The following is a 19,300-nucleotide window of genomic DNA, read 5'->3' on the forward strand; positions in this document are numbered from 1 at the left end:
GAGGCCCATGCGCGAGGTGACCGGGACCGCGGGGACCGCCGACGAGGTCCCCCTCGTCGGGGGCACCGCCAACCGCGGGCAGGTGGTGCGCGTCGGGGACACCGTCCGCCGGCCCCGCCGCGACACCACCGCGGCCACGCACGCCCTGCTGCGACACCTCGCCGACGTCGGCTTCACCGGCGCCCCACGGGTCCTCGGCGTGGACGGCCGGGGCCGGGAGGTCCTCTCCTACGTCCCCGGCACCGCCGTGACGCCGCCCTACCCGGCCTGGGCCCTCACCGACGACGCGCTGGTCAGCGTCGCCCACCTGCTGCGCGACTACCACCGGGCGGTGAGCACCTTCGACCCGGCGGGACACGTGTGGCCGCCGCACCCCCCGTCCCCCTTCAGCGGCGAGCTCGTGACCCACAACGACGTCAACCTCGACAACGTCGTCTTCCGGGACGGACGGGCCGCCGCCCTCATCGACTTCGACCTGGCCAGCCCCGGCAGCCGGGTCTGGGACGTCGCCGGCGCCGCACGGCTGTGGGCACCGCTGCGGCCGGACCGGCACATCGGCGACGCCCGGCGCGGGCGGGCGCTCGGCCGCTTCCGGCTGTTCGCCGACGCATACGGGCTGACCGCCGCGGACCGCGAGCAGGTGGTCACCGCGGTCCTGCACAACCACGACTGGTCCTACGACATCGTCGGCACGGCCGCCGCGGGGGGCCACGCCGCCTTCTCCGACTACTGGGCGAACGGGGCGATGGTGCGGGCCCGGGAGACGCGCCAGTGGTACGTCGAGAACGGCGACGCGCTGCGCAGGGCGCTGACCTGATCCCGTGCCTCAGGGCGTGACCGGTCGACCGCCGGCGCCCCTGCACCCCGCCCGACGCCGGCGGACGGGACCGGTCAGTCGGACCCCGCAGCCGGGACCGGCCGGAGCTCCCGACCGTCCTCACCCCGACCCGGCTCCTGCTCCTGTCCCGACGATGCCGGGGCGAGGTCCTGGGGCCGTCGGACGGCGTAGCGCAGCAGGACGACCCCGTTGCCGAACCGCCGGTTCTCCACCAGCTCGAGGTCGGTCGGCTCGTCGGCGGTCTCGAACAGCCGTCGACCGCGGCCGACGACGACCGGGTTGACGTAGAGCCGGTACTCGTCGACCAGGTCCAGCCGGCGGAAGGTCTCGACCAGGTCGACCCCGCCGAGCGTCATGTCCCCGCCGGGCTGCTGCTTCAGCGCGCGGATCTCGCCGGGGTCCACCTCCGCCCGCAGCGAGGCGTTGGGGCCGACCTCCCGCAGCGTGCGGGAGTACACGATCTTCGGCACCGCCCGCCAGATGCCGGCGAACTCGTGCATCACGGGCGGGAGGTCCGGGTCCTGGTCGGCCGTCGGCCAGAACGCCTCCATGAGCTCGTAGGTGACCCGGCCCTCGACGAAGGCGCTCGCGGTCGCGAGCTGCTCGTTGAAGTGCGCGTGCAGCTCCTCGTCGACGCGGTGCCAGCTCAGGTCGTGGTCCGGCCCCTCGAAGCAGCCGTCCAGCGACAGCATCATGTGCACGACGATCTTCCGCATGCGTCCTCCTGGTCGACGACCCGGTCCGGGAGCTCGGACCGGCGCGCGCGGGGGATCTCATCGGTCCCGCCGGCTCCGCTGGGCACGGCCGGTCGGGGTTGCGCCGATCCGCACACCGGCCCCGCCGGGCTGCCCTCGGTCGCCGCCGACAACCTGCAGGGCGCCCGGCTCGCGTGCAGCACCTCATCGGGCTGGGGCGCACCCGCATCGGCATGGTCACGGGACGCTCGGACCTGCTGTCCGCGCAGCAGCGGGAGCAGGGCTACTGCGAGGCGCTCGTCGCCGCGGGGCTGCCCGTGGACGAGGACCTGGTGCGGTCCGGCGGCTTCGAGCCGGAGATCGCGCGCGAGGCGGCCCGCGACCTGCTCTCGCGCCCGTCCCCGCCGACCGCGGTGTTCGCGGCCGACGACCTCTCGGCGCTGGTGACGGTGGAGGTCGCGGCCGAGCTCGGGCTCGACGTGCCGCGTCAGCTCTCGGTGGTCGGCTTCGACGACATCCCGGAGTCCGCTGTCGCCGACCCCCCGCTGACCACGGTGCAGCAGCCGATCCGGCGGATGGGCAAGGAGGCCGCCGACATGCTCCTGGCCCTCATCGCCGGCGAGGGCGTGGCCGACCTCCACCGCACCCAGGCCACCTCGCTCGTCCACCGCGCCCCCGGGGCCGGGCCTCGCGGGCTGAGCCGCACGGTCGCCGCCGTCGTCGGCCGGACCCCGACGACGCCCTGACCCGCGACGCCCTGACCCGCGACGCCCTGACCCGCGCCGCCCGCTCCCCCGTCCTCCGGGGCGTGGAATGGCCGACGACCGGTGATGCTTGTCCTCTGCAACGACAGTCGACACGGGGCGCTGCCGCGCGCCCAGGGGGACTAACGGTGACCGCCACCCAGGACCGCAGCACCGCCGTGCGCGAGGACGTCCCCGCGCCGCGCCGGGCGCTGCTGGCACTCGTCCTCGGCGCCTTCGTCGCCGTCGGCGCGTTCACCATCGACATGTACCTGCCGGCGCTGCCCGCCATCGCCACCGACCTGCGCACCAGCTCCCCGATGGTCCAGCTGACGCTGACCGGCACGCTGGTCGGGCTCGCCCTGGGGCAGCTGGTCATCGGGCCGCTCTCCGACGCGCTCGGCCGGCGCCGTCCGCTGCTGGCGGGGACCGCGCTGCACGTGGTGGCCTCGCTGCTCGTCCTGGTCGCACCGACCGTGGAGGTGCTCGGCGTCCTCCGCGTCCTGCAGGGCGTGGGCAGCGCCGCCGGTGGGGTGGTCGCCATGGCCATCGTCCGGGACCTGTTCGAGGGGCGGGCGGCCGCGACCATGCTGTCCCGGCTGTTCCTGGTCATGGGCGCCGCTCCCGTGCTGGCCCCCACGGTCGGCGGGGAGCTGCTGCGGATCACCTCCTGGCGCGGCGTGTTCGCCGTCCTGGCGCTCTACGGCCTGCTGCTGCTCGTCGTCGGCGCGCTCGCCGTCCCCGAGACCCTGCCGCCGGGCCGCCGCGTGACCGGTGGGATCGCCGGGACCCTGCGCACCTACCGGGGGCTGCTCCGGGACCGGGTCTACGTCGGGCTGGTCCTGGTGGCCGGGCTGACGATGGCCGGGCTGTTCAGCTACGTGTCGGGGTCCTCCTTCGTCTACCAGCGCCAGTTCGGCCTCGACGAGCAGCAGTTCGGCATGCTGTTCGGCGCCGGCGCCTTCTTCCTCATCGGCACGACCCAGCTCAACCCGGTCCTGCTGCGCCGCTGGTCCCCCGCGCAGGTGCTGTCGGTCGCCATGCTGGGCGGGACCATCGCGGGGCTGGTCCTGCTGGGCCTGGCGGCCGGCGGATGGGGCGGGCTCGCCGGCGTCGTCGTCCCGCTGTGGGCGGTGCTCGCCGCCGTCGGGCTCGCGCTGCCCAACGCCCCGGCGCTGGCGCTGGCCGCACACGGCGAGACCGCGGGCTCCGCGGCCGCCCTCCTGGGCGCCGTGCAGTTCGGCATCGGCGCCGCGGTCTCCCCGCTCGTCGGCGTGCTGGGCAACGACGCCACGGCGATGGCGCTCACCATGGGGGCCGGGCTGGCGCTGGGCGTGCTGGTGCTGGTCACCGTCGTCCGGCCGTGGCAGCTGTCCGACCTGCCCGACGCGCCGGCCGTCGGGCAGGTCGCCCACTGAGACGCGACGGCCAGCGCTCGGGCGGTGACCGGGTCGCAGCCCTCGGCGGTGACCCGGACGGTGGTCCCCCAGGCCGGTCGGCCGGACGACCGGGAGGGCTCGGCCGTCGAAGGCGTCGGTGGCCGTGGCCTCGGGGCCTCCTCCGTCTGACAGCCGTCGGGCACCATCCGGCCGTGGATCCCGAACTGCTGCTGCGGACGGCGGCCGACCGGCTGGATGCACTGGCCGCCCGGACGACCCATGGCGACTGGCGGACCCGCGGACTGCTGGCGACCCGCCCGGAGGTGGTCGCGCACCTCCCCGGCGGGAACACCGAGCACGTGGCCGAGGCACGGGCTGGGACCGGTGCGTGGATCGCCGCCCTCTCCCCCGCGCTCGCCGCGCCTCTGGCGAGCTGGCTGCGCGCCGCGGCGGCGCACGAGCCGGTGGACCCGGCGGCCGAGGTGTTCGCCCGGGCGCTGCTCCCGCGGCTGCCCTGACCGAACGGGTCGCCGCAGGCACGCCGGGGCTGCCAGCCGCGCCGCGACGAGGAGCCCCGTTCTGCACGCCCGCTGCCGGCAGGACGTCCTGAGCGGCCGAACCACGCACCGGTCGTGGAGAGCCACGAGCAGCCGAAGCCATCGCCTCGTGCAGCCGCACGAGACGCTGCCGGAGTCCGGTGAGGTGCCCACCCGCCAGCGTGGTGCTCACCTCCGGCGTCCCGCTCGGGGTGGTGCCGGACATACTCGGCCACTCCCCGATCGCGATCACCGGCGACGTCGACGGGCACGTCTCACCCGACGTCTCGCGCGAGGCCGCGGACATCCTCGGCGCCGTCCTCGGCGGATGACGACGGGGAACTCGGTGGAGACGGGCGCTGAGCCGGACCGGTGGACGTCGCGTCGGTGATCGACCCCGAGGACGACGACCTCACGCGGTTCTTCCACGACCCGGTACAGCCCGCGGTAGGTCCCGCGGCGAGTTGGCCAGATCCCGGCCGGCTCGCCGCGGAGCGGCATTCCGGCCCTCCGCGGGCTCATGACGAGCGTCGTGGTGACGAAGTCGATGACCGCTGCCGCGACCGCCTCGGGCAACCTCTCGGCAAGGGCTCGCCTCGCCGGCGGCGTGAGGACCCGCTCGTGGGGCGGCCCGTCGCTCACGGCCGCAGCCGACGGACCGCCTCGACACCACGTGTCACGTCGCCCCGTGCGCGAGCAGCATGCGCCTCACGGATGTGGCAGGCGCCTCCGTGTCATCGACGACCGACAGCGTCTCCTCGAGGGCATCCAGGCCCGACGATCCACGACGGAGAGCGTCCGTGCTCGCGAGCCCCTGGTGCGCAGGTCGTAGACGAGTCCTCGCGTGACGATGGGTCGGCAGGAATCGCGCCATAGCCTGGAGGCGTGCCCGCCTGGCCTCCGAACCACCGCATGCCGCACGCGCGTTTCCCCGAGCGGGCATGGCGGGCGATCGCGGGGACCAGCCCGCCGACCGCGCCGATCGGCCTGCGGGCCCAGTCCAGCCGGATGGACGACCTCACAGCACACGCCGCCCTGGGCCTGGCCCTGCGCATCGGAGCGTCGATGCTGGCCGTCGGGGCCCCCTCTGCCGACGTGACCGCCACGGTGCTGCGGGTCGCCGCCGCCTACGGGCTGACCAGCTGCCAGGTCGACATCACGTTCACTTCCATCACGGTCAGCTTCGATCGGGAGGACGCAGTTCCGCTCACCGCGATGCGGATCGTGAGCATGAGCCGGACCGACTACACCCGCCTGCAGGGGATCACCGATCTGGCCCGTGCGATCGGCGCAGGCGACCTCGACGTCCAGGAGGCACACCGCCGGCTGGACCGGGTGGTCTCGGCGCCCGTCACCTACCGCCGGATCGTGACCACGCTGGCCTGGGCCGGCGTGGCCGGTTGCTTCGGGCTCGTCCTCGGCGGTGGGTGGCTGGAAGCCCTCGTCGCCGCGCTCACCACCGCCCTCATCGAGCAGGTGATCCGGGTGCTCAACCGGCAGAGCCTGCCGGTCTTCTTCCAGCAGGTGGCCGGGGCCGCGCTCGCCACGGGGGTCGCCGTCCTCCTGGCCGTCTCGGACGTCGACGTCCGGACCTCCCTGGTCGTCGCGGCCGGCATCGTCGTCCTCCTCGCCGGACTGTCCCTGGTCAGCTCGGCCCAGGACGCCATCAGCGGCTTCCCGGTGACCGCCGGGGCGCGGGCCTTCGAGGTGGTGACCCTGACGGCCGGCATCGTCGTGGGCATCGCCGGTGTCCTCGACCTGGCCCAGCGCGCCCAGCTCCCGCTGACCGTCGTCGACACCTCACCCTCCCCGGTGTCCTTTCCCGTCGCGCTGGCCGCGTCGGCCGGGATCGCCGGGTTCTGGGCCCTCGCCGGCCACGCCCGCCCGCGCGCCGTCGGCCTCGCCGCGATCGCCGGCGCGCTGGCCTGGACGACGTTCTGGGCGGCCAGCGAACTGGGTGCCGGTCCCGCACTGGCCAGCGGGGTGGCGGCCGTGGTCATCGGGTTCTGCGGAGAGGCGCTGACCCGGCGGCTACGGGTCCCACCGCAGCTCGTCGCCGTCTGCGGCATCGTCCCGCTGCTGCCCGGGCTGGCCATCTACCACGGCCTGTTCACCATCGTCGTCGACGCCGACATCGACGGCGGACTGGCCGCCCTCGTCGGAGCCCTGGCCATCGGTCTCGCTCTCGCCGCCGGCGTCACGTTGGGCGGGTACCTCGGCAGGCCGGTCAGCGGCGAGCGGGACCGTTACGACGAGCGGGTCCGCCGGCGCGCCATGACCGCCGACTGAGCCGCCCACCGGTCGCGCGGCGGCATCCCGGACCCGTCTGCCGCGTACCCGCACCCCCACCCCGTGCGCCGGCTCGAGGTCGGCGCGGGGGCCGAGGAGACCGGTGGACCCGGTCCAGCGCGGCCCGGGGACGTGGGTTCGCCGGTGGCCGACACGGTGGCCCCCGTCCCGGTAGGCATCAGACCTCCTGCGGCCGGTTCACCGGAAGACGACCGTGCTGTGGCCGTTGAGCAGCACCCGCCGCTCGCTGTGCCAGCGCACGGCCCGGGAGAGCGCGAGGGCCTCGGCGTCCTGACCGACGGTGGCCAGTGCACGCGGATCGAAGGTGTGGTCGATGCGGATGACCTCCTGCTCGATGATCGGGCCCTCGTCCAGGTCCGGCGTCACGTAGTGCGCGGTCGCGCCGACCAGCTTCACCCCGCGGTCGAAAGCCTGGTGGTAGGGCTTGGCGCCCTTGAAGCCCGGCAGGAAGGAGTGGTGGATGTTGATGGCCCGGCCGTGCAGGGCGGCGCATGCCTCGTCGGAGAGCACCTGCATGTACCGGGCGAGCACGACCAGGTCTGCCCGGTGCTCGTCGACCAGCTCGAGCAGCCGCGCCTCGCCCTCCCGCTTGGTCGCCGGCGTCACTGGCACGTGGACGAACGGCAACCCGGCCGCCTCCGCCATCGGACGCAGGTCCTCGTGGTTGGAGACCACGGCGACGAGGTCGGCCCCCAGGTTGCCGGCACGCCAGCGGAAGATCAGGTCGTTGAGGCAGTGGCCCAGCTTGGACACCATGACGAGTACGCGCGGTGGGTGGTCGCCGGCGACCTGATAGGTCATGCCGAACTCCTGTGCCACCGCGTGGAAGTCCGCCGACAGGCGGTCGGTGTCGGTGTCCTGCGAGCAGACGAACGCCGTCCTCAGGAAGAGCTGCCCGCGGGCAGCGTCGTCGAACTGCTGGTGCTCGACGATGTCGCAACCGTGCTGGAAGAGGAACGAGCTGACCGCGTGCACGATGCCCGGACGCTCCTGACAGCTCAGCGTGAGGGTGAACGAGTGGGACACGGGTGCCTCCTCAGCACTCGACGACGTTGAGCGCAAGCCCGCCACGGGCGGTCTCCTTGTACTTGTCCTTCATGTCCGCGCCGGTCTCACGCATCGTCTTGATCGCCTTGTCCAGCGGGACGTGGTGCCGCCCGTCACCGCGGACGGCCATGCGAGCCGCGGTGATCGCCTTGACCGAGCCGACGGCGTTGCGCTCGATGCAGGGGATCTGCACCAGCCCCCCGACCGGGTCGCACGTCAGGCCGAGGTTGTGCTCGATCCCGATCTCGGCGGCGTTCTCCACCTGCTCGGGGGTCCCCCCGATGACCTCGGCGAGGCCGGCGGCGGCCATGGAGCAGGCCGAGCCGACCTCCCCCTGGCAGCCCACCTCCGCACCGGAGATCGAGGCGTTCTCCTTGAACAGCAGCCCGATCGCCGCGGCGGTGAGCAGGAACCGGACGACTCCGTCCTCGGAGTAGGAGTCGATGAAGTCGCGGTAGTAGTGCAGGACCGCCGGCACGATGCCGGCGGCGCCGTTGGTCGGCGCGGTGACCACCCGCCCGCCCGCCGCGTTCTCCTCGTTGACCGCCAGGGCGTAGAGGGTCACCCACTCCATCGCGCGGAGGGGGTCGGTCTCGTCGCGCTGACCCTCCAGCTGGGCGCGCAGCGCGGCCGCGCGCCGGCGGACCCCGAGCCCGCCGGGCAGGACGCCGGAGGTCCGGGTGCCGCGCTCCACGCACTCCTGCATCACCGACCAGACGTGCAGCAGACCTGCGCGGACCTCGGCCTCCGTCCGCCAGCACCGCTCGTTGGCCAGCATCACGTCACTGATGCGCAACCCGGTCTCCCCGGTGTGCGCCAGCAGCTCCTCGCCGGTGCGGAAGGGGTACCGCACCGGCGTGCTGTCCTCGACGATCACCGGGTTGCCGGCCTCGTCCTGGTCGAGGACGAAGCCGCCGCCCACCGAGTAGTACTCGCGGCGGCGGAGCTCCGACCCACCGGCGTCGAGGGCCAGGAAGCGCATCCCGTTGCTGTGGAACTCCAGCCGCTTGCGCCGGTGCAGGACGACGTCGTCGTCCACCGAGAACGCGATGGGGTGCTCGCCGGCCAGCCGGAGCTTCCCCTCGCGGCGGATGGTCTCGACCCGCGGCCCGGCCGCGAGCGGGTCGACGAGGTCGGGCTGCTCCCCCTCCAGCCCGAGGACGACGGCCGTCACGCTGCCGTGGCCGTGCCCGGTGGCGCCGAGCGATCCGAACAGCTCGCACCGCACGCCGGCCACCTGCCCGAGCACTCCCTCCTCGGACAGGCGCGAGGTGAAGGCCCAGGCGGCCCGCATGGGACCGACCGTGTGCGAACTGGACGGGCCGACCCCCACCGTGAACAGGTCGAAGGCGCTGATGGTCACCCGTGCCTCCCTCTCCCTGTCGGTGGTCGCGACACCACCACCGCCGAACAGCGACACTTTTGGTATATCAGTTGTACAGTTAAGGTATGTCGGTCCCCCGAATGAGGCAAGACCCGTTGGCCGACAACCTCTACGATCTGCTCGTGACCGTCGCACCGCTGGAGCTGGACCCGTCGGCTGCCACATCCCTGGCGGACAAGGCCTACGTGGCGATCCGAGACCGGCTGATCATGCTCGACATCCGCCCGGGCGATCCCATCGACGACGACGAGCTGGCCAAGGACCTCGGCGTGGGTCGGACCCCGGTCCGCGAGGCGCTGAAGCGCCTCGAGGGCGACCGGCTCGTGGTGTCCTACCCGCGGCGGGGGACGTTTGCGACGGGCATGGACATCTCCGACCTGGCGCACATCTCCGACATCCGCGCGCAGCTCGAGCCGTTGGCCGCCCGTCGAGCCGCCGAGCGAGCCGTCCGCACCGCACATGCCGAGCTCGACGAGCTGGCCTCGCACATCCAGCAGCTCGACATCGCCCAGCTCGACCGGACGGAGCTCATGCGCTGGGACCTCGCGGTGCACCGCGCCATCTACCGGGCGGCCGGCAATCCTCACCTGGAGGACGTCCTGATCCGCTATGACAACCTTGCGACGCGGATCTTCTGCCTGTTCCTCGACCGGCTGCCCACGGTGGACGAGCACGTCGGGGAGCACGTGGAGCTGCTCCGCTCGATCGCCGCCGGCGACGCCGATCGGGCTGACGACCTCGCCCGTGAGCACGTCCTGGGCTTCGAACGGGCGATCCGCGCGGTGATCTGACCGGGGACCTCCTGCCCCGCACCACCAGCCATGCTGGGATGCGCCCCCACGGCCTGGTCAGCCGCGGAGCCGGGTCATGTCCGGGTCGACGAGCGGCTCGGCGGCGATGGTGGCTGCGATCCGGGTGCCGAAGTACTCGATCTCGACGCTCGTCCCGACGGTCGTCGAGCCCGGCAACCAGGCATAGGCGATCGGCCGGCCGACGGTGTGCCCGAAGGCCGCGCTGGTCACGTACCCGACCGGTCGGCCGTCGAGGAACACCGGCTCGTGGCCGAGGACGACGCTGCGGCCGTCGTCGACGGTCAGGCATGACAGGCGGCGGCTCACCGTGTCGTCGCTGAGCTCGGCGACGGCCTGCCGGCCCACGAAGTCGGCCTTCTTCTGCTTGCGCACGGCGAAGCCGAGACCGGCCTCGTAGGGGTCGTGCTCGGTGGTCATGTCGTGGCCCCAGGCGCGGTAGCCCTTCTCCAACCGGAGGCTGCTGAACGCGGCCCGGCCCGCGGCGATCACGCCGAGGTCCTGCCCGGCACGCCACAACACGTCCCACAGCCGCTGACCGTTGTCGGCGCTGGTGTATAGCTCCCAGCCGAGCTCGCCGACGTAGGACAGCCGCATCGCCGTCACGGGCACTCCGCCGATCCGGGCGCGCTTGGCCCGGAAGTACTTCAGCCCGTCGTTCGAGAAGTCGTCGGAGCTGAGCCGCTGGACCAGGTCACGGGCCCGGGGGCCCCACAGGCCGATGCAGCACGTGCCTCCGGTGGTGTCCCGGATCTGGACGGTGCCGTCGTCGGGCGCCTGGCGCTGGAGGTGGTCGTGGTCGAGCGGACCGTTGGCCCCCACCTGGAACAGCTGGTCGCCCAGCCGGGCGACGGTGAGGTCGCTGCGGATGCCGCCGGCCTCGTCGAGAGCGAGTGCGTAGGTCACCGCCCCGACCGACCTGTCCATCTCACCGGTCGTCAGCCGCTGCAGGAGGTCGAGCGCGCCGGGGCCGCTGACCTCGAGCCGCTTGAGCGGCGTCATGTCGTACATCGCCACGGCAGTGCGGGTCTTCCACGCCTCCGCCGCTGCGATCGGGGACCAGAACTGCCCCGCCCACGCGTCGCGCTCCGGCGGCACCCACTCCGTCGGCAGCTCGGCCACCAGGTCCGCGTTGGCCTCGTACCAGTGCGGCCGCTCCCAGCCGCCGGCCTCGAGGAAGACGGCGTCGAGTTCCTGCTGGCGGGCGTGGAACGGGCTCACCCGCAGGTCGCGCGGGGACGACCGCGGCTGCAGCGGGTGGATGACGTCGTAGACCTCCACGAAGTTCTGCTGGGAGGTCTCGCTGACGTACTCCGGGCCGAGCTGGACGTCCTCGAAGCGGTGCACGTCGCAGCCGTGCAGGTCGATCTCGCTGCGCCCGTCCACCAGCAGCTGGGCCACCGCCCGGGCGACCCCGGCGGAGTGGGTCACCCAGACCGCCTCGGCGATCCAGAAGCCGGCGACGTCCGATGACTCCCCGATCAGCGGGCCACCGTCCGGCGTGAACGAGAAGATGCCGTTGAAACCGGTGTCGATCTTCGAGGAGCGCAACGAGGGCAGCAGCAGCTGGCTCTGCTCCCAGACCGGGGCGAAGTCCTCCTCGGTGAAGGGCAGCATCGAGGGCATCGACATCGAGGGCATCGACGACCCCCGGACGTCCGTGTCATCGCTGCCCTGGGGCAGCTCACGCAGGTCGACGGGCATCGGCCGGTGGGCGTAGGACCCGATGCCCAGGCAGTCGACCCGCTCCCGGTAGTAGAGGTCCTGGTCCTGGTGGCGCAGGATCGGCAGGCTCGCCTCGCTGAGCTCGTCGTTGCGGCCGACCAGGTCCGGCACCTGGCCGGTCCAGGCGAACTGGTGGGCCAACGGCAGCAGCGGCACGTCCATCCCGACCATGGCCCCGAGCTCCTGGCCCCAGAAACCGGCGCAGGAGACCACGACGTCGGCGGGGATGACCCCGTCCGGGGTCCGGACGCCGGTCACCCGCCCGCCGACCTGCTCGATACCCGTCACCCGGGTCGAGCCCTGGAAGCGGGCGCCCCGGGCCTCCGCGCGGCGGGCCAGCGCGACGACCGCCCGGGAAGCCCTGGCCAGGCCGTCGGTGGGGATGTGCAGGCCGCCGAGGATGCGGTCGCGGTCGACCAGCGGGTGCAGCCGCACGCACTCGTCCGCGTCGACCACCTGGGACTCCACGCCCCAGGAGGTGGCCCAACCCTGCTTGCGGTGCAGGTCGGTGAGCCGCTCCGGGGTGGTGGCGACCTCGAGGCCGCCGACCTGGTTGAAGCACCAGGCGCCGTCGACGTCGATGCTCGTGAACTTCTCCACCGTGTAACGGGCGAAGGCTGTCATCGTCTTGGAGGCATTGGTCTGGAAGACCAGCCCCGGGGCGTGCGATGTGGAACCCCCGGTCAGCGGGAGGGGTCCTTGGTCGACCACGGTGACGCGGTCCCAGCCACGGGCGGTCAGCTCGTCGGCCAGGTTGGCGCCGACGATCCCCGCTCCGATGACGACCACACGAGGGGTGGCGGACATGGCACTGCTCCTGACTGCTGGTGGATCCGGGGGTGCTGGCCGACGAGCGCGGGTCAGCTGGCGGGAGTCGTGGTGAACTCGAGGGCCGCGTCGAGCAGCCAGTCGGCGAGGTAGCCGGCCAAGGACGACCGGACGAGGACGCCGTGGTCGTCGCCGGCGTCGGAGAGGGCCAGCAGGACGACGCCCGCCTGGCCGAGGGTCGTCTGCGCGCTGCTGCCCCGGCCGAAGACCCGTGGGTGGAGGTCGATCGAGCAGCCCTTGGCCAGGACGTCGCGCACCCGCGCACCGGTCAGCCGGAGGCCGATCCGCTGGGCGGAGACGTCCGTCGCGGACCCGCCCAGCGGGACGACGGCGGCGCGGACGCGGGCCTCGAGCTCCTCCGGCGCCTCGGTGGTGCTGGTGAGCAGCCACTCGTCGGGGCCGAACCAGACGGCCCGCCCCGTGCCGGCCGGCACCCAGGTGTTCGGAGTCGTCGGCAGGTCGACGCCCAGCGCCGCCGACGCCTCGGCGGGAACGGCCCCGAGGCGGACGTCGACCATCGCCACGTACGGCTCGACCGTGATGCGGACGGTGTCGGGTAGGCGCTCGACCCGGGTGCTCCACCCCTCGAGCGGGTGGGTGCGCAGCAGCTCAGCCATCGCGGCGGGCTCCTTCGGGGTCGACGAGCACCGGGCCGGTGACCTCGACCGGGACGAGGGTGCCGTTGACGGGGACGTGGACGGTCTCGCCGATGCGCGACCTGCCGCCCTTGACCAGGGCCAGGGCGAACGGGCGGGCCAGCTCGGCACTGCGGTAGCTGGACGTGACGTGGCCCAGCATCGGGACAGGTGGGGGCGGCAGCCGGCCGTCGGCGAGGAACTCCACGATCTGCGAGCCCTCGGGCAGCACGGTCTGCCGGTCGACGGGCAACAACCCGACCAGCTGCTTGCGCAGCGGGTCGGAGTTGGCCGGGCGGGCGAAGGAGCGCTTGCCGATGAAATCGGGCTTCTTCTTCGACACCGCCCAGGCCATGCCCAGGTCGTGCGGGGTGACGGTGCCGTCGGTGTCCTGCCCGATGATCGGGTAGCCCTTCTCCGCGCGCAGGACGTGCATGGTCTCGGTGCCGTACGGCGTGATGCCGTACGAGCGGCCGGCCTCGAGCAGCCGCTGCCACACCGCGACCGCGTACCAGGGGTTGACGTACACCTCGAAGGCGAGCTCGCCGGAGAAGCTGATCCGGGCCAGCCGGACCGGCACCCCGTCGAGGGTGGTGTCCCGCCAGGTCATGAACGGGAACGCCTCGGTGGAGACGTCCACCTGCGGGAAGACCGTGCCGACGACGTCGCGGGACCGCGGACCGACGACGGGGAGGGTGACCCATTGCTCGGTGACCGAGGTGCAGTGGACGCGCAGCTCCGGCCACTCGGTCTGGGCCCACTCCTCCATCCAGTCGAGGATCTTCGCCGCGCCGCCGGTGGTGGTGAGGACGAGGAAGCGGTCCTCGGCCAGGCGCAGCACCGTGCCGTCGTCGATCACCATGCCGTCGACGCCGCACATGACCCCGTAGCGGACGGAACCGACCTTCAGGCTGCTCATCAGGTTCGTGTAGAGCAGGTCCAGGAGGACGGCGGCGTCGGGACCCTGGACGTCGATCTTGCCGAGCGTGGATCCGTCGAGGACCCCGACGCCGGTGCGGGCGGCGGCGCACTCCCGGAGGACCGCGGCCTCCATGTCCTCGCCGGGCTGCGGGTAGTAGCGGGGACGCTTCCACTGGCCGACGTCCTCGAAGACCGCCCCGGCCGCCACGTGCCACTCGTGCAGGGCGGTGACCCGCTCGGGGTCGAAGAGCCGGCCACGGTCGCGGCCGGCCAGAGCGGCGAAGGCGACCGGGGTGTAGGGCGGCCGGAACGTGGTGGTCCCGGTGTCCTGCACCGGGATCCCCAGCAGCTCGGCGGTGATCCCCGAGGTCAGGACGCCGGACGTCTTGCCCTGGTCGTGCGCCGTCCCGATCGTCGTGTAGCGCTTGACGTGCTCGATGGAGCGCAGGCCGGCGCCGACCGCGCGGGCGATGTCGGCGACCGTCGCGTCCCGCTGCAGGTCGACGAACGAGGTGCTGCCCTCGGCGCCGGAGGTGTCCGGCACCCGCCACAGCACCAGGGGCGCGGCCGGGACGACGGGCTCGGGGGCGGTGGGCAGCCGGTCCTCCCCCGCCGGCGGGATCGCCAGGGCGCCCAGCGCGGCGCCGGCCACGCGCTGACCGTCGGCCAGGCAGCCGGCCAGGTCGAACACGCCGGCGGCCGAGCCGGTGACGGCCAGGCCGTCGAGCTGCTCCCCCGGGAGGAACGCGCCGAGGGCCTCGTCGTAGCGGAGCCGGCCGCGGGTCTGGCTGAACAGGTGCACCGCGGGGTTCCAGCCCCCGCTGACCAGGAGCAGGTCGCAGGCGATCGCGCTGCCGGCACCGACCTCCCCGTCCGCGAACGGGGCGACGAGGGCGTGCGTGACCCGCTCGACGCCCTGGGTGCCGGTCACGACGGCACCGGACAGGACGCGGATGCCGGCGTGCTCGCACTCCTCGCGCCGGCGCGGTGAGCCCTCCGGACGGGCGTCGACCACCGCCTGCACCCGCACACCCGCGCGGTGCAGGTCGAGGGCGGCGTCGTAGGCACTGTCGTTCGTGGTGAACACGACGGCCTGGCGACCGGGCAGCACGCCGTAGCGGTGCAGGAAGGTCCGGGCGGCGCCGGCGAGCATGATCCCCGGGCGGTCGTTGTCGGCGAAGACGACCGGACGCTCGTGCGCCCCCGTCGCGACGACGATCGAGCGCGCCCGGATGCGCCACACCCGCTGGCGGGAGACGTGCTTGGGCGCGGCGGCACCGAGGTGGTCGGTGCGCCGCTCCAGTGCCAGGACGAACCCGTCGTCGTAGCTGCCGAACGCGGTGGTGCGCTGCAGGTGCAGCACCTCCGGGTGCCCGGCCAGCTCGGCGACCGCCGCGGCGACCCACCGCAGCGCCGGGACGCCGTCGAGCCGGTCGGTGCCCGACAGCAGGGAGCCGCCGGCCTCGGACTGCTCGTCCACCAGGGCCACGCGGGCGCCGGCCCGGGCGGCGGTGAGCGCGGCGGCCAGACCGGCGGGTCCGGCGCCCACGACCAGCACGTCGGCGTGGTGGTGGACCGCGTCGTAGCGGGCGGAGTCGGGGACGTCGGCGAGGCGGCCCTGCCCGGGCAGGCCGTGGGCCGCCAGGCCGTCGTGGAGCTCGACGGTGGTGGCCAGCAGCATGGGCTCGGGGAAGGGCTCCTCGATCTGCACGAGACCGCCCGGGTCCTCGGCCCAGGCCGCGGCGATGCCGCGCGGTCGGCCGAGCTTGGTGCTCGTGGCGACCCGGTGCCGGCCGGAGGCGAGCAGCGCCGAGGCCAGGGTGTCGCCGGGGTGGCCGGTGAGGGTCTGTCCGTCGAAGGTGAACTCGACGGTGGTCGCGCGGTCGATGCGGCCACCCTCGGGAGCGCGGTGGGTGCTGGTCACGGGATCACCGGCTTCGGGTCATCGAGCCGGTAGACGCGCTCGAAGCGGTAGGTGGCGGTGTCGCGGATCGCGTTGAACCAGCGGCGGCAGCCGGCGCTGTGCTTCCAGCGCTCGGCGAAGCGGCCCTTGGGGTTGGCGCGGAAGAACACGTAGTGCGCCCACTCCTCGTCGGAGAGCGCGCCCGGGTCGTCCGGGTACGGGACGTGGGCCTGGCCACCGTAGGAGAACTCGACCTCCTCGCGCGGGCCGCACCACGGGCATGCGATGAGTTGCACGGGAGACTCCCTGGCTCAGTGGGCGACGGCGGCTGCGCCGTGCTCGTCGACCAGCGCTCCGGTGACGAAGCGGTCGAGGGTGAACGGCGCCACGTACGGGTGGGGCTCGTCGTGGGCGATGGTGTGCGCCAGGGCCGAGCCGATGCCGGGCGTGGCCTTGAACCCGCCGGTGCCCCAGCCGCAGTTGAGGTAGACGTTGTCGTACGGCGTCCGACCCACGATGGGCGAGGCGTCGGGAGTGGTGTCGACGATGCCGCCCCAGGTGCGCAACAGGTGCGCCCGGGCGAACACCGGGAACAACTCGACCGCGGCGGCCATCTGCCGCTCGATGACGTGGAAGGCCCCGCGCTGGCCGTAGCCGTTGTAGGAGTCGACGCCGGCGCCCATGACCAGCTCGCCCTTGTGCGCCTGGGAGACGTACACGTGCACGGCGTTGGACATGACCACCGTCGGGTGCACCGGCTCGAGCAGCTCGGAGACCAGCGCCTGCAGCGGATGGCTCTGCACCGGCACGCGGATGCCCAGCATGTCGGTGAGCACGGAGGTGTGGCCGGCCGCGCAGAGGGCGACCGTGCCGGCGGAGATGGTGCCGCGGGTGGTCCGCACCCCGGTGACCCGGTCGCCGTCGGTGTCGAACCCGGTGACCTCGCAGTCCTGGACGAGGTCGATGCCGGCCTCGTCGGCCCGGCGGGCGAAGCCCCAGGCCACGTAGTCGTGCTTGGCGATGCCGGCGCGTGGCTGGTAGGTCGCCCCCAGGACCGGGTAACGGATGTCGGTCGAGGTGTTGACGACCGGGCAGATCTTGCGGACCTCGTCCGGCTCCAGCCACTCGGCGTCGATGCCGTTGAGCTTGTTGGCCTCGACCCGGCGCACGCTGTCGCGGACGTCCTGGAGGGTGTGGGCGAGGTTGAGCACGCCGCGCTGGCTGAACAGGATCGGGTAGCCGAGGTCCTCCTCGAGTCCCTCCCACAGCTGCAGCGCGTGCTCGTAGATGGCCGAGCTCTCGTCCCACAGGTAGTTGGACCGGATGATCGTGGTGTTGCGGGCCATGTTGCCGCCCGCCAGCCAGCCCTTCTCCAGCACCGCCACGTTCGTGATGCCGTGGTTCTTGGCGAGGTAGTGCGCCGTGGCCAGGCCGTGGCCGCCGCCGCCGACGATCACCACGTCGTAGGAGCGCTCGGGCTCCGGGCTCCGCCACAGGGAGTCCGGGTGCTCTGGCAGGTCCGCGCCGGGGGTGCGGGGGCTCATCGGGGGACCTCCGTCAGGTCGGGGTAGAGCGGATGACGGTCGGCCAGCCGGGTGACCCGCGTGCGGAGCTCGGCGAGCAGCTCCTCGCCCACCGAGGGCCGCAGCGCGAGGGCGATCACGTCGGCCACCTCGGCGAAGTCCTCGAGGCCGAAGCCGCGGGCGGCCAGCGCCGGGGTGCCGATGCGCACCCCCGAGCTGACCATCGGCGGGCGGGGATCGAAGGGCACGGCGTTGCGGTTGACGGTGATGCCGATCGCGTCCAGCCGGTCCTCGGCCTGCCGGCCGTCCAGCTCCGACTCGCGGAGGTCCACCAGGACGAGGTGGACGTCGGTACCGCCGCTGACCACGTCGATGCCGGCTGCGCGGGAGTCGGGGGCCAGCAGCCGGTCGGCCAGCAGCCGCGCGCCGGCGAGCGTCCGCTCCTGGCGCTCGCGGAAGGCCGGCTCGCCGGCCAGCTTGAAGGCGACCGCCTTGGCGGCGATGACGTGCTCGAGGGGTCCGCCCTGCTGGCCGGGGAAGACCGACGAGTTGAACTTCTTGGCGAGGTCGGCCGTGGCCAGGATGACGCCGCCCCGCGGGCCACCGAGCGTCTTGTGGGTCGTCGAGGTGACCACGTGCGCGTGCGGCACAGGGGAGGGGTGCAGCCCCGCGGCGACCAGCCCGGCGAAGTGCGCCATGTCCACCATCAGGTGGGCCCCGACCTCGTCGGCGATCCGGCGGAACTCGGCGAAGTCCAGCTGCCGCGGGTAGGCCGACCAGCCGGCCACGATGAGCTTGGGCCGTCGCTCGAAGGCAAGGCGCTCCACCTCGGCCATGTCCACGAGGTGGTCGTCGGCCCGCACGTGGTAGGCCGCGACGTCGTAGAGCTTGCCGGAGAAGTTGAGCTTCATGCCGTGCGTCAGGTGACCGCCGTGGGCCAGGTCGAGGCCCAGGATGGTGTCGCCGGGCTGCAGGAGTGCGGACATCGCCGCGGCGTTGGCCTGCGCACCCGAGTGCGGCTGCACGTTGGCGTACTCCGCGCCGAAGAGCGCCTTGAGCCGGTCGATGGCCAACTGCTCGATGACGTCCACGTGCTCACAGCCGCCGTAGTACCGCCGACCCGGGTAGCCCTCCGCGTACTTGTTGGTCAGCACCGAGCCCTGGGCCTGCATGACGGCCACCGGCGCGAAGTTCTCGCTGGCGATCATCTCCAGCGTGGTCTGCTGCCGGACCAGCTCGGCGGAGATCGCGGCGGAGACCTCCGGGTCGGTGTCCGCCAGCAACCGGTCGAGCACGCGGTCCCGGACAGCCGGGGCCTGTGGCGCTCCGTCAACCTGGACGACCATGCCGGGATCCCTCCTGTCACAACTTGCGGTAAGACTGGTATATCAGTCGTGCAACACCGTAGGCTCGGTGGTGCGCACGGTCAAGGGGCGTGGCGGCAACGACATCCCGCCCTCCCGCAGCCGGCGCACCCACCAGGGGAGGCGCCACCACGCGCCGTCCCTCACGTCCCCGAGACAGGAGATCGACCGCCATGGCCTACGAGGTGAGGGGCGTCGTCGCCCGCGGCAAGGGAGCACCGGTCAGCGTCGAGACGGTCCTGGTGCCCGACCCCGGTCCCGGCGAGGCGGTCGTGGACGTGCAGGCCTGCGGGGTGTGCCACACCGACCTGCACTACCGCGAGGGCGGCATCAACGACGAGTTCCCGTTCCTGCTCGGCCACGAGGCGGCCGGCACGGTGGCCGCGGTCGGGGACGGCGTCACCGACGTGGCCGTCGGCGACTTCGTCGTCCTCAACTGGCGGGCGGTGTGCGGCCAGTGCCGTGCCTGCCGCCAGGGCCGGCTGCACTACTGCTTCGACACCCACAACGCCACGCAGCAGATGACGCTGGCCGACGGCACCGAGCTGTCCCCGGCGCTGGGCATCGGCGCGTTCGTGGAGAAGACGCTGGTGCACTCCGGTCAGTGCACGAAGGTCGACCCCGAGACCCCGGCCACCGCCGCCGGACTGCTCGGCTGCG

17 protein-coding genes are annotated in these 19,300 nt (G+C 73.2%); 8 read left to right on the top strand and 9 right to left on the bottom strand.

What is annotated here, in order from left to right; genetic code table 11:
* The first annotated feature begins 7 nt into the window (after positions 1 to 7).
* Complete coding sequence (locus BM165_RS03250; RefSeq protein WP_075012015.1) at positions 8 to 817, top strand: phosphotransferase; 810 nt, start codon at positions 8 to 10, stop codon at positions 815 to 817.
* A gap of 74 nt (positions 818 to 891) precedes the next feature.
* Here the strand turns inward: BM165_RS03250 and BM165_RS03255 are convergent, their stop codons facing one another.
* Entirely contained in the window at positions 892 to 1,554 is a 663-nt protein-coding gene (locus BM165_RS03255) for a dihydrofolate reductase family protein (RefSeq protein ID WP_083426976.1), read from the bottom strand.
* Between the two features lie 173 nt (positions 1,555 to 1,727).
* Between BM165_RS03255 and BM165_RS03260 the strand changes: the two genes are divergently transcribed.
* The 5 genes from BM165_RS03260 (at position 1,728) to BM165_RS03275 (ending at position 6,480) form a co-directional block, all read left to right on the top strand.
* The gene (locus BM165_RS03260; RefSeq protein ID WP_075012016.1) at positions 1,728 to 2,279 is read left to right on the top strand and encodes a substrate-binding domain-containing protein; all 552 of its coding nucleotides are present in this window, start codon (positions 1,728 to 1,730) and stop codon (positions 2,277 to 2,279) included.
* 146 nt (positions 2,280 to 2,425) lie between these two features.
* Positions 2,426 to 3,694, top strand: a complete 1,269-nt coding sequence (locus tag BM165_RS03265; protein WP_075012017.1) for a multidrug effflux MFS transporter — start codon at positions 2,426 to 2,428, stop codon at positions 3,692 to 3,694.
* A 173-nt stretch (positions 3,695 to 3,867) separates the two neighbouring features.
* Complete coding sequence (locus BM165_RS03270) at positions 3,868 to 4,173, top strand: hypothetical protein (protein ID WP_075012018.1); 306 nt, start codon at positions 3,868 to 3,870, stop codon at positions 4,171 to 4,173.
* A gap of 200 nt (positions 4,174 to 4,373) precedes the next feature.
* Positions 4,374 to 4,523, top strand: coding sequence for a hypothetical protein (locus BM165_RS24620; protein WP_177225076.1), 150 nt, complete (start codon positions 4,374 to 4,376; stop codon positions 4,521 to 4,523).
* A 553-nt stretch (positions 4,524 to 5,076) separates the two neighbouring features.
* Complete coding sequence (locus tag BM165_RS03275) at positions 5,077 to 6,480, top strand: threonine/serine exporter family protein (protein ID WP_075012019.1); 1,404 nt, start codon at positions 5,077 to 5,079, stop codon at positions 6,478 to 6,480.
* A 198-nt stretch (positions 6,481 to 6,678) separates the two neighbouring features.
* Here BM165_RS03275 and purU read toward each other — a convergent pair whose 3' ends face one another.
* Both purU and BM165_RS03285 read right to left on the bottom strand, forming a co-directional pair.
* Positions 6,679 to 7,527: a formyltetrahydrofolate deformylase gene (gene purU / locus BM165_RS03280; protein WP_075012020.1), complete on the bottom strand. Its 849-nt coding sequence runs from the start codon at positions 7,525 to 7,527 to the stop codon at positions 6,679 to 6,681.
* Positions 7,528 to 7,537: 10 nt separating this feature from the next.
* Positions 7,538 to 8,911 (bottom strand): L-serine ammonia-lyase, encoded by a 1,374-nt coding sequence (locus tag BM165_RS03285; protein ID WP_075012021.1) that lies wholly within the window; start codon positions 8,909 to 8,911, stop codon positions 7,538 to 7,540.
* Positions 8,912 to 9,054: 143 nt separating this feature from the next.
* Between BM165_RS03285 and BM165_RS03290 the strand changes: the two genes are divergently transcribed.
* Positions 9,055 to 9,723 (top strand): GntR family transcriptional regulator, encoded by a 669-nt coding sequence (locus BM165_RS03290; RefSeq protein ID WP_208976617.1) that lies wholly within the window; start codon positions 9,055 to 9,057, stop codon positions 9,721 to 9,723.
* Between the two features lie 57 nt (positions 9,724 to 9,780).
* Here BM165_RS03290 and BM165_RS03295 read toward each other — a convergent pair whose 3' ends face one another.
* The 6 genes from BM165_RS03295 to glyA are packed head-to-tail and all read right to left on the bottom strand — an operon-like array spanning position 9,781 to position 18,622.
* On the bottom strand, positions 9,781 to 12,273 hold the full coding sequence (locus BM165_RS03295; protein WP_075012023.1) for a GcvT family protein: 2,493 nt from the start codon (positions 12,271 to 12,273) through the stop codon (positions 9,781 to 9,783).
* A 53-nt stretch (positions 12,274 to 12,326) separates the two neighbouring features.
* The gene (locus BM165_RS03300) at positions 12,327 to 12,911 is read right to left on the bottom strand and encodes a sarcosine oxidase subunit gamma (RefSeq protein WP_075012024.1); all 585 of its coding nucleotides are present in this window, start codon (positions 12,909 to 12,911) and stop codon (positions 12,327 to 12,329) included.
* Positions 12,904 to 15,774 (bottom strand): 2Fe-2S iron-sulfur cluster-binding protein, encoded by a 2,871-nt coding sequence (locus tag BM165_RS03305; RefSeq protein ID WP_075012025.1) that lies wholly within the window; start codon positions 15,772 to 15,774, stop codon positions 12,904 to 12,906. The genes BM165_RS03300 and BM165_RS03305 overlap by 8 nt, the downstream gene beginning before the upstream one ends.
* Positions 15,771 to 16,049, bottom strand: coding sequence for a sarcosine oxidase subunit delta (locus tag BM165_RS03310; protein WP_075012026.1), 279 nt, complete (start codon positions 16,047 to 16,049; stop codon positions 15,771 to 15,773). The genes BM165_RS03305 and BM165_RS03310 overlap by 4 nt, the downstream gene beginning before the upstream one ends.
* 15 nt (positions 16,050 to 16,064) lie before the next feature.
* The gene (locus BM165_RS03315) at positions 16,065 to 17,297 is read right to left on the bottom strand and encodes a sarcosine oxidase subunit beta family protein (RefSeq protein ID WP_075012027.1); all 1,233 of its coding nucleotides are present in this window, start codon (positions 17,295 to 17,297) and stop codon (positions 16,065 to 16,067) included.
* Entirely contained in the window at positions 17,294 to 18,622 is a 1,329-nt protein-coding gene (gene glyA / locus BM165_RS03320) for a serine hydroxymethyltransferase (RefSeq protein WP_075012028.1), read from the bottom strand. Before glyA ends, BM165_RS03315 begins: the two co-directional genes overlap by 4 nt.
* A 191-nt stretch (positions 18,623 to 18,813) precedes the next feature.
* Here glyA and BM165_RS03325 point away from each other — a divergent pair.
* On the top strand, positions 18,814 to 19,300 hold a 487-nt coding region (locus BM165_RS03325; protein ID WP_177225077.1), incomplete at its 3' end, for an alcohol dehydrogenase catalytic domain-containing protein.

The sequence above is a fragment of the Geodermatophilus obscurus genome (assembly GCF_900115395.1).
Lineage (GTDB): Bacteria > Actinomycetota > Actinomycetes > Mycobacteriales > Geodermatophilaceae > Geodermatophilus > Geodermatophilus obscurus_B.

Coding starts and splice junctions, on each gene's coding strand:
- BM165_RS03295 (WP_075012023.1), bottom strand. CDS start 12,273: ATGTCCGCCACCCCTCGTGTGGTCGTCATCGGAGCGGGGATCGTCGGC.
- BM165_RS03250 (WP_075012015.1), top strand. CDS start 8: ATGCGCGAGGTGACCGGGACCGCGGGGACCGCCGACGAGGTCCCCCTC.
- BM165_RS03315 (WP_075012027.1), bottom strand. CDS start 17,297: ATGAGCCCCCGCACCCCCGGCGCGGACCTGCCAGAGCACCCGGACTCC.
- BM165_RS03300 (WP_075012024.1), bottom strand. CDS start 12,911: ATGGCTGAGCTGCTGCGCACCCACCCGCTCGAGGGGTGGAGCACCCGG.
- BM165_RS03255 (WP_083426976.1), bottom strand. CDS start 1,554: ATGCGGAAGATCGTCGTGCACATGATGCTGTCGCTGGACGGCTGCTTC.
- glyA (WP_075012028.1), bottom strand. CDS start 18,622: ATGGTCGTCCAGGTTGACGGAGCGCCACAGGCCCCGGCTGTCCGGGAC.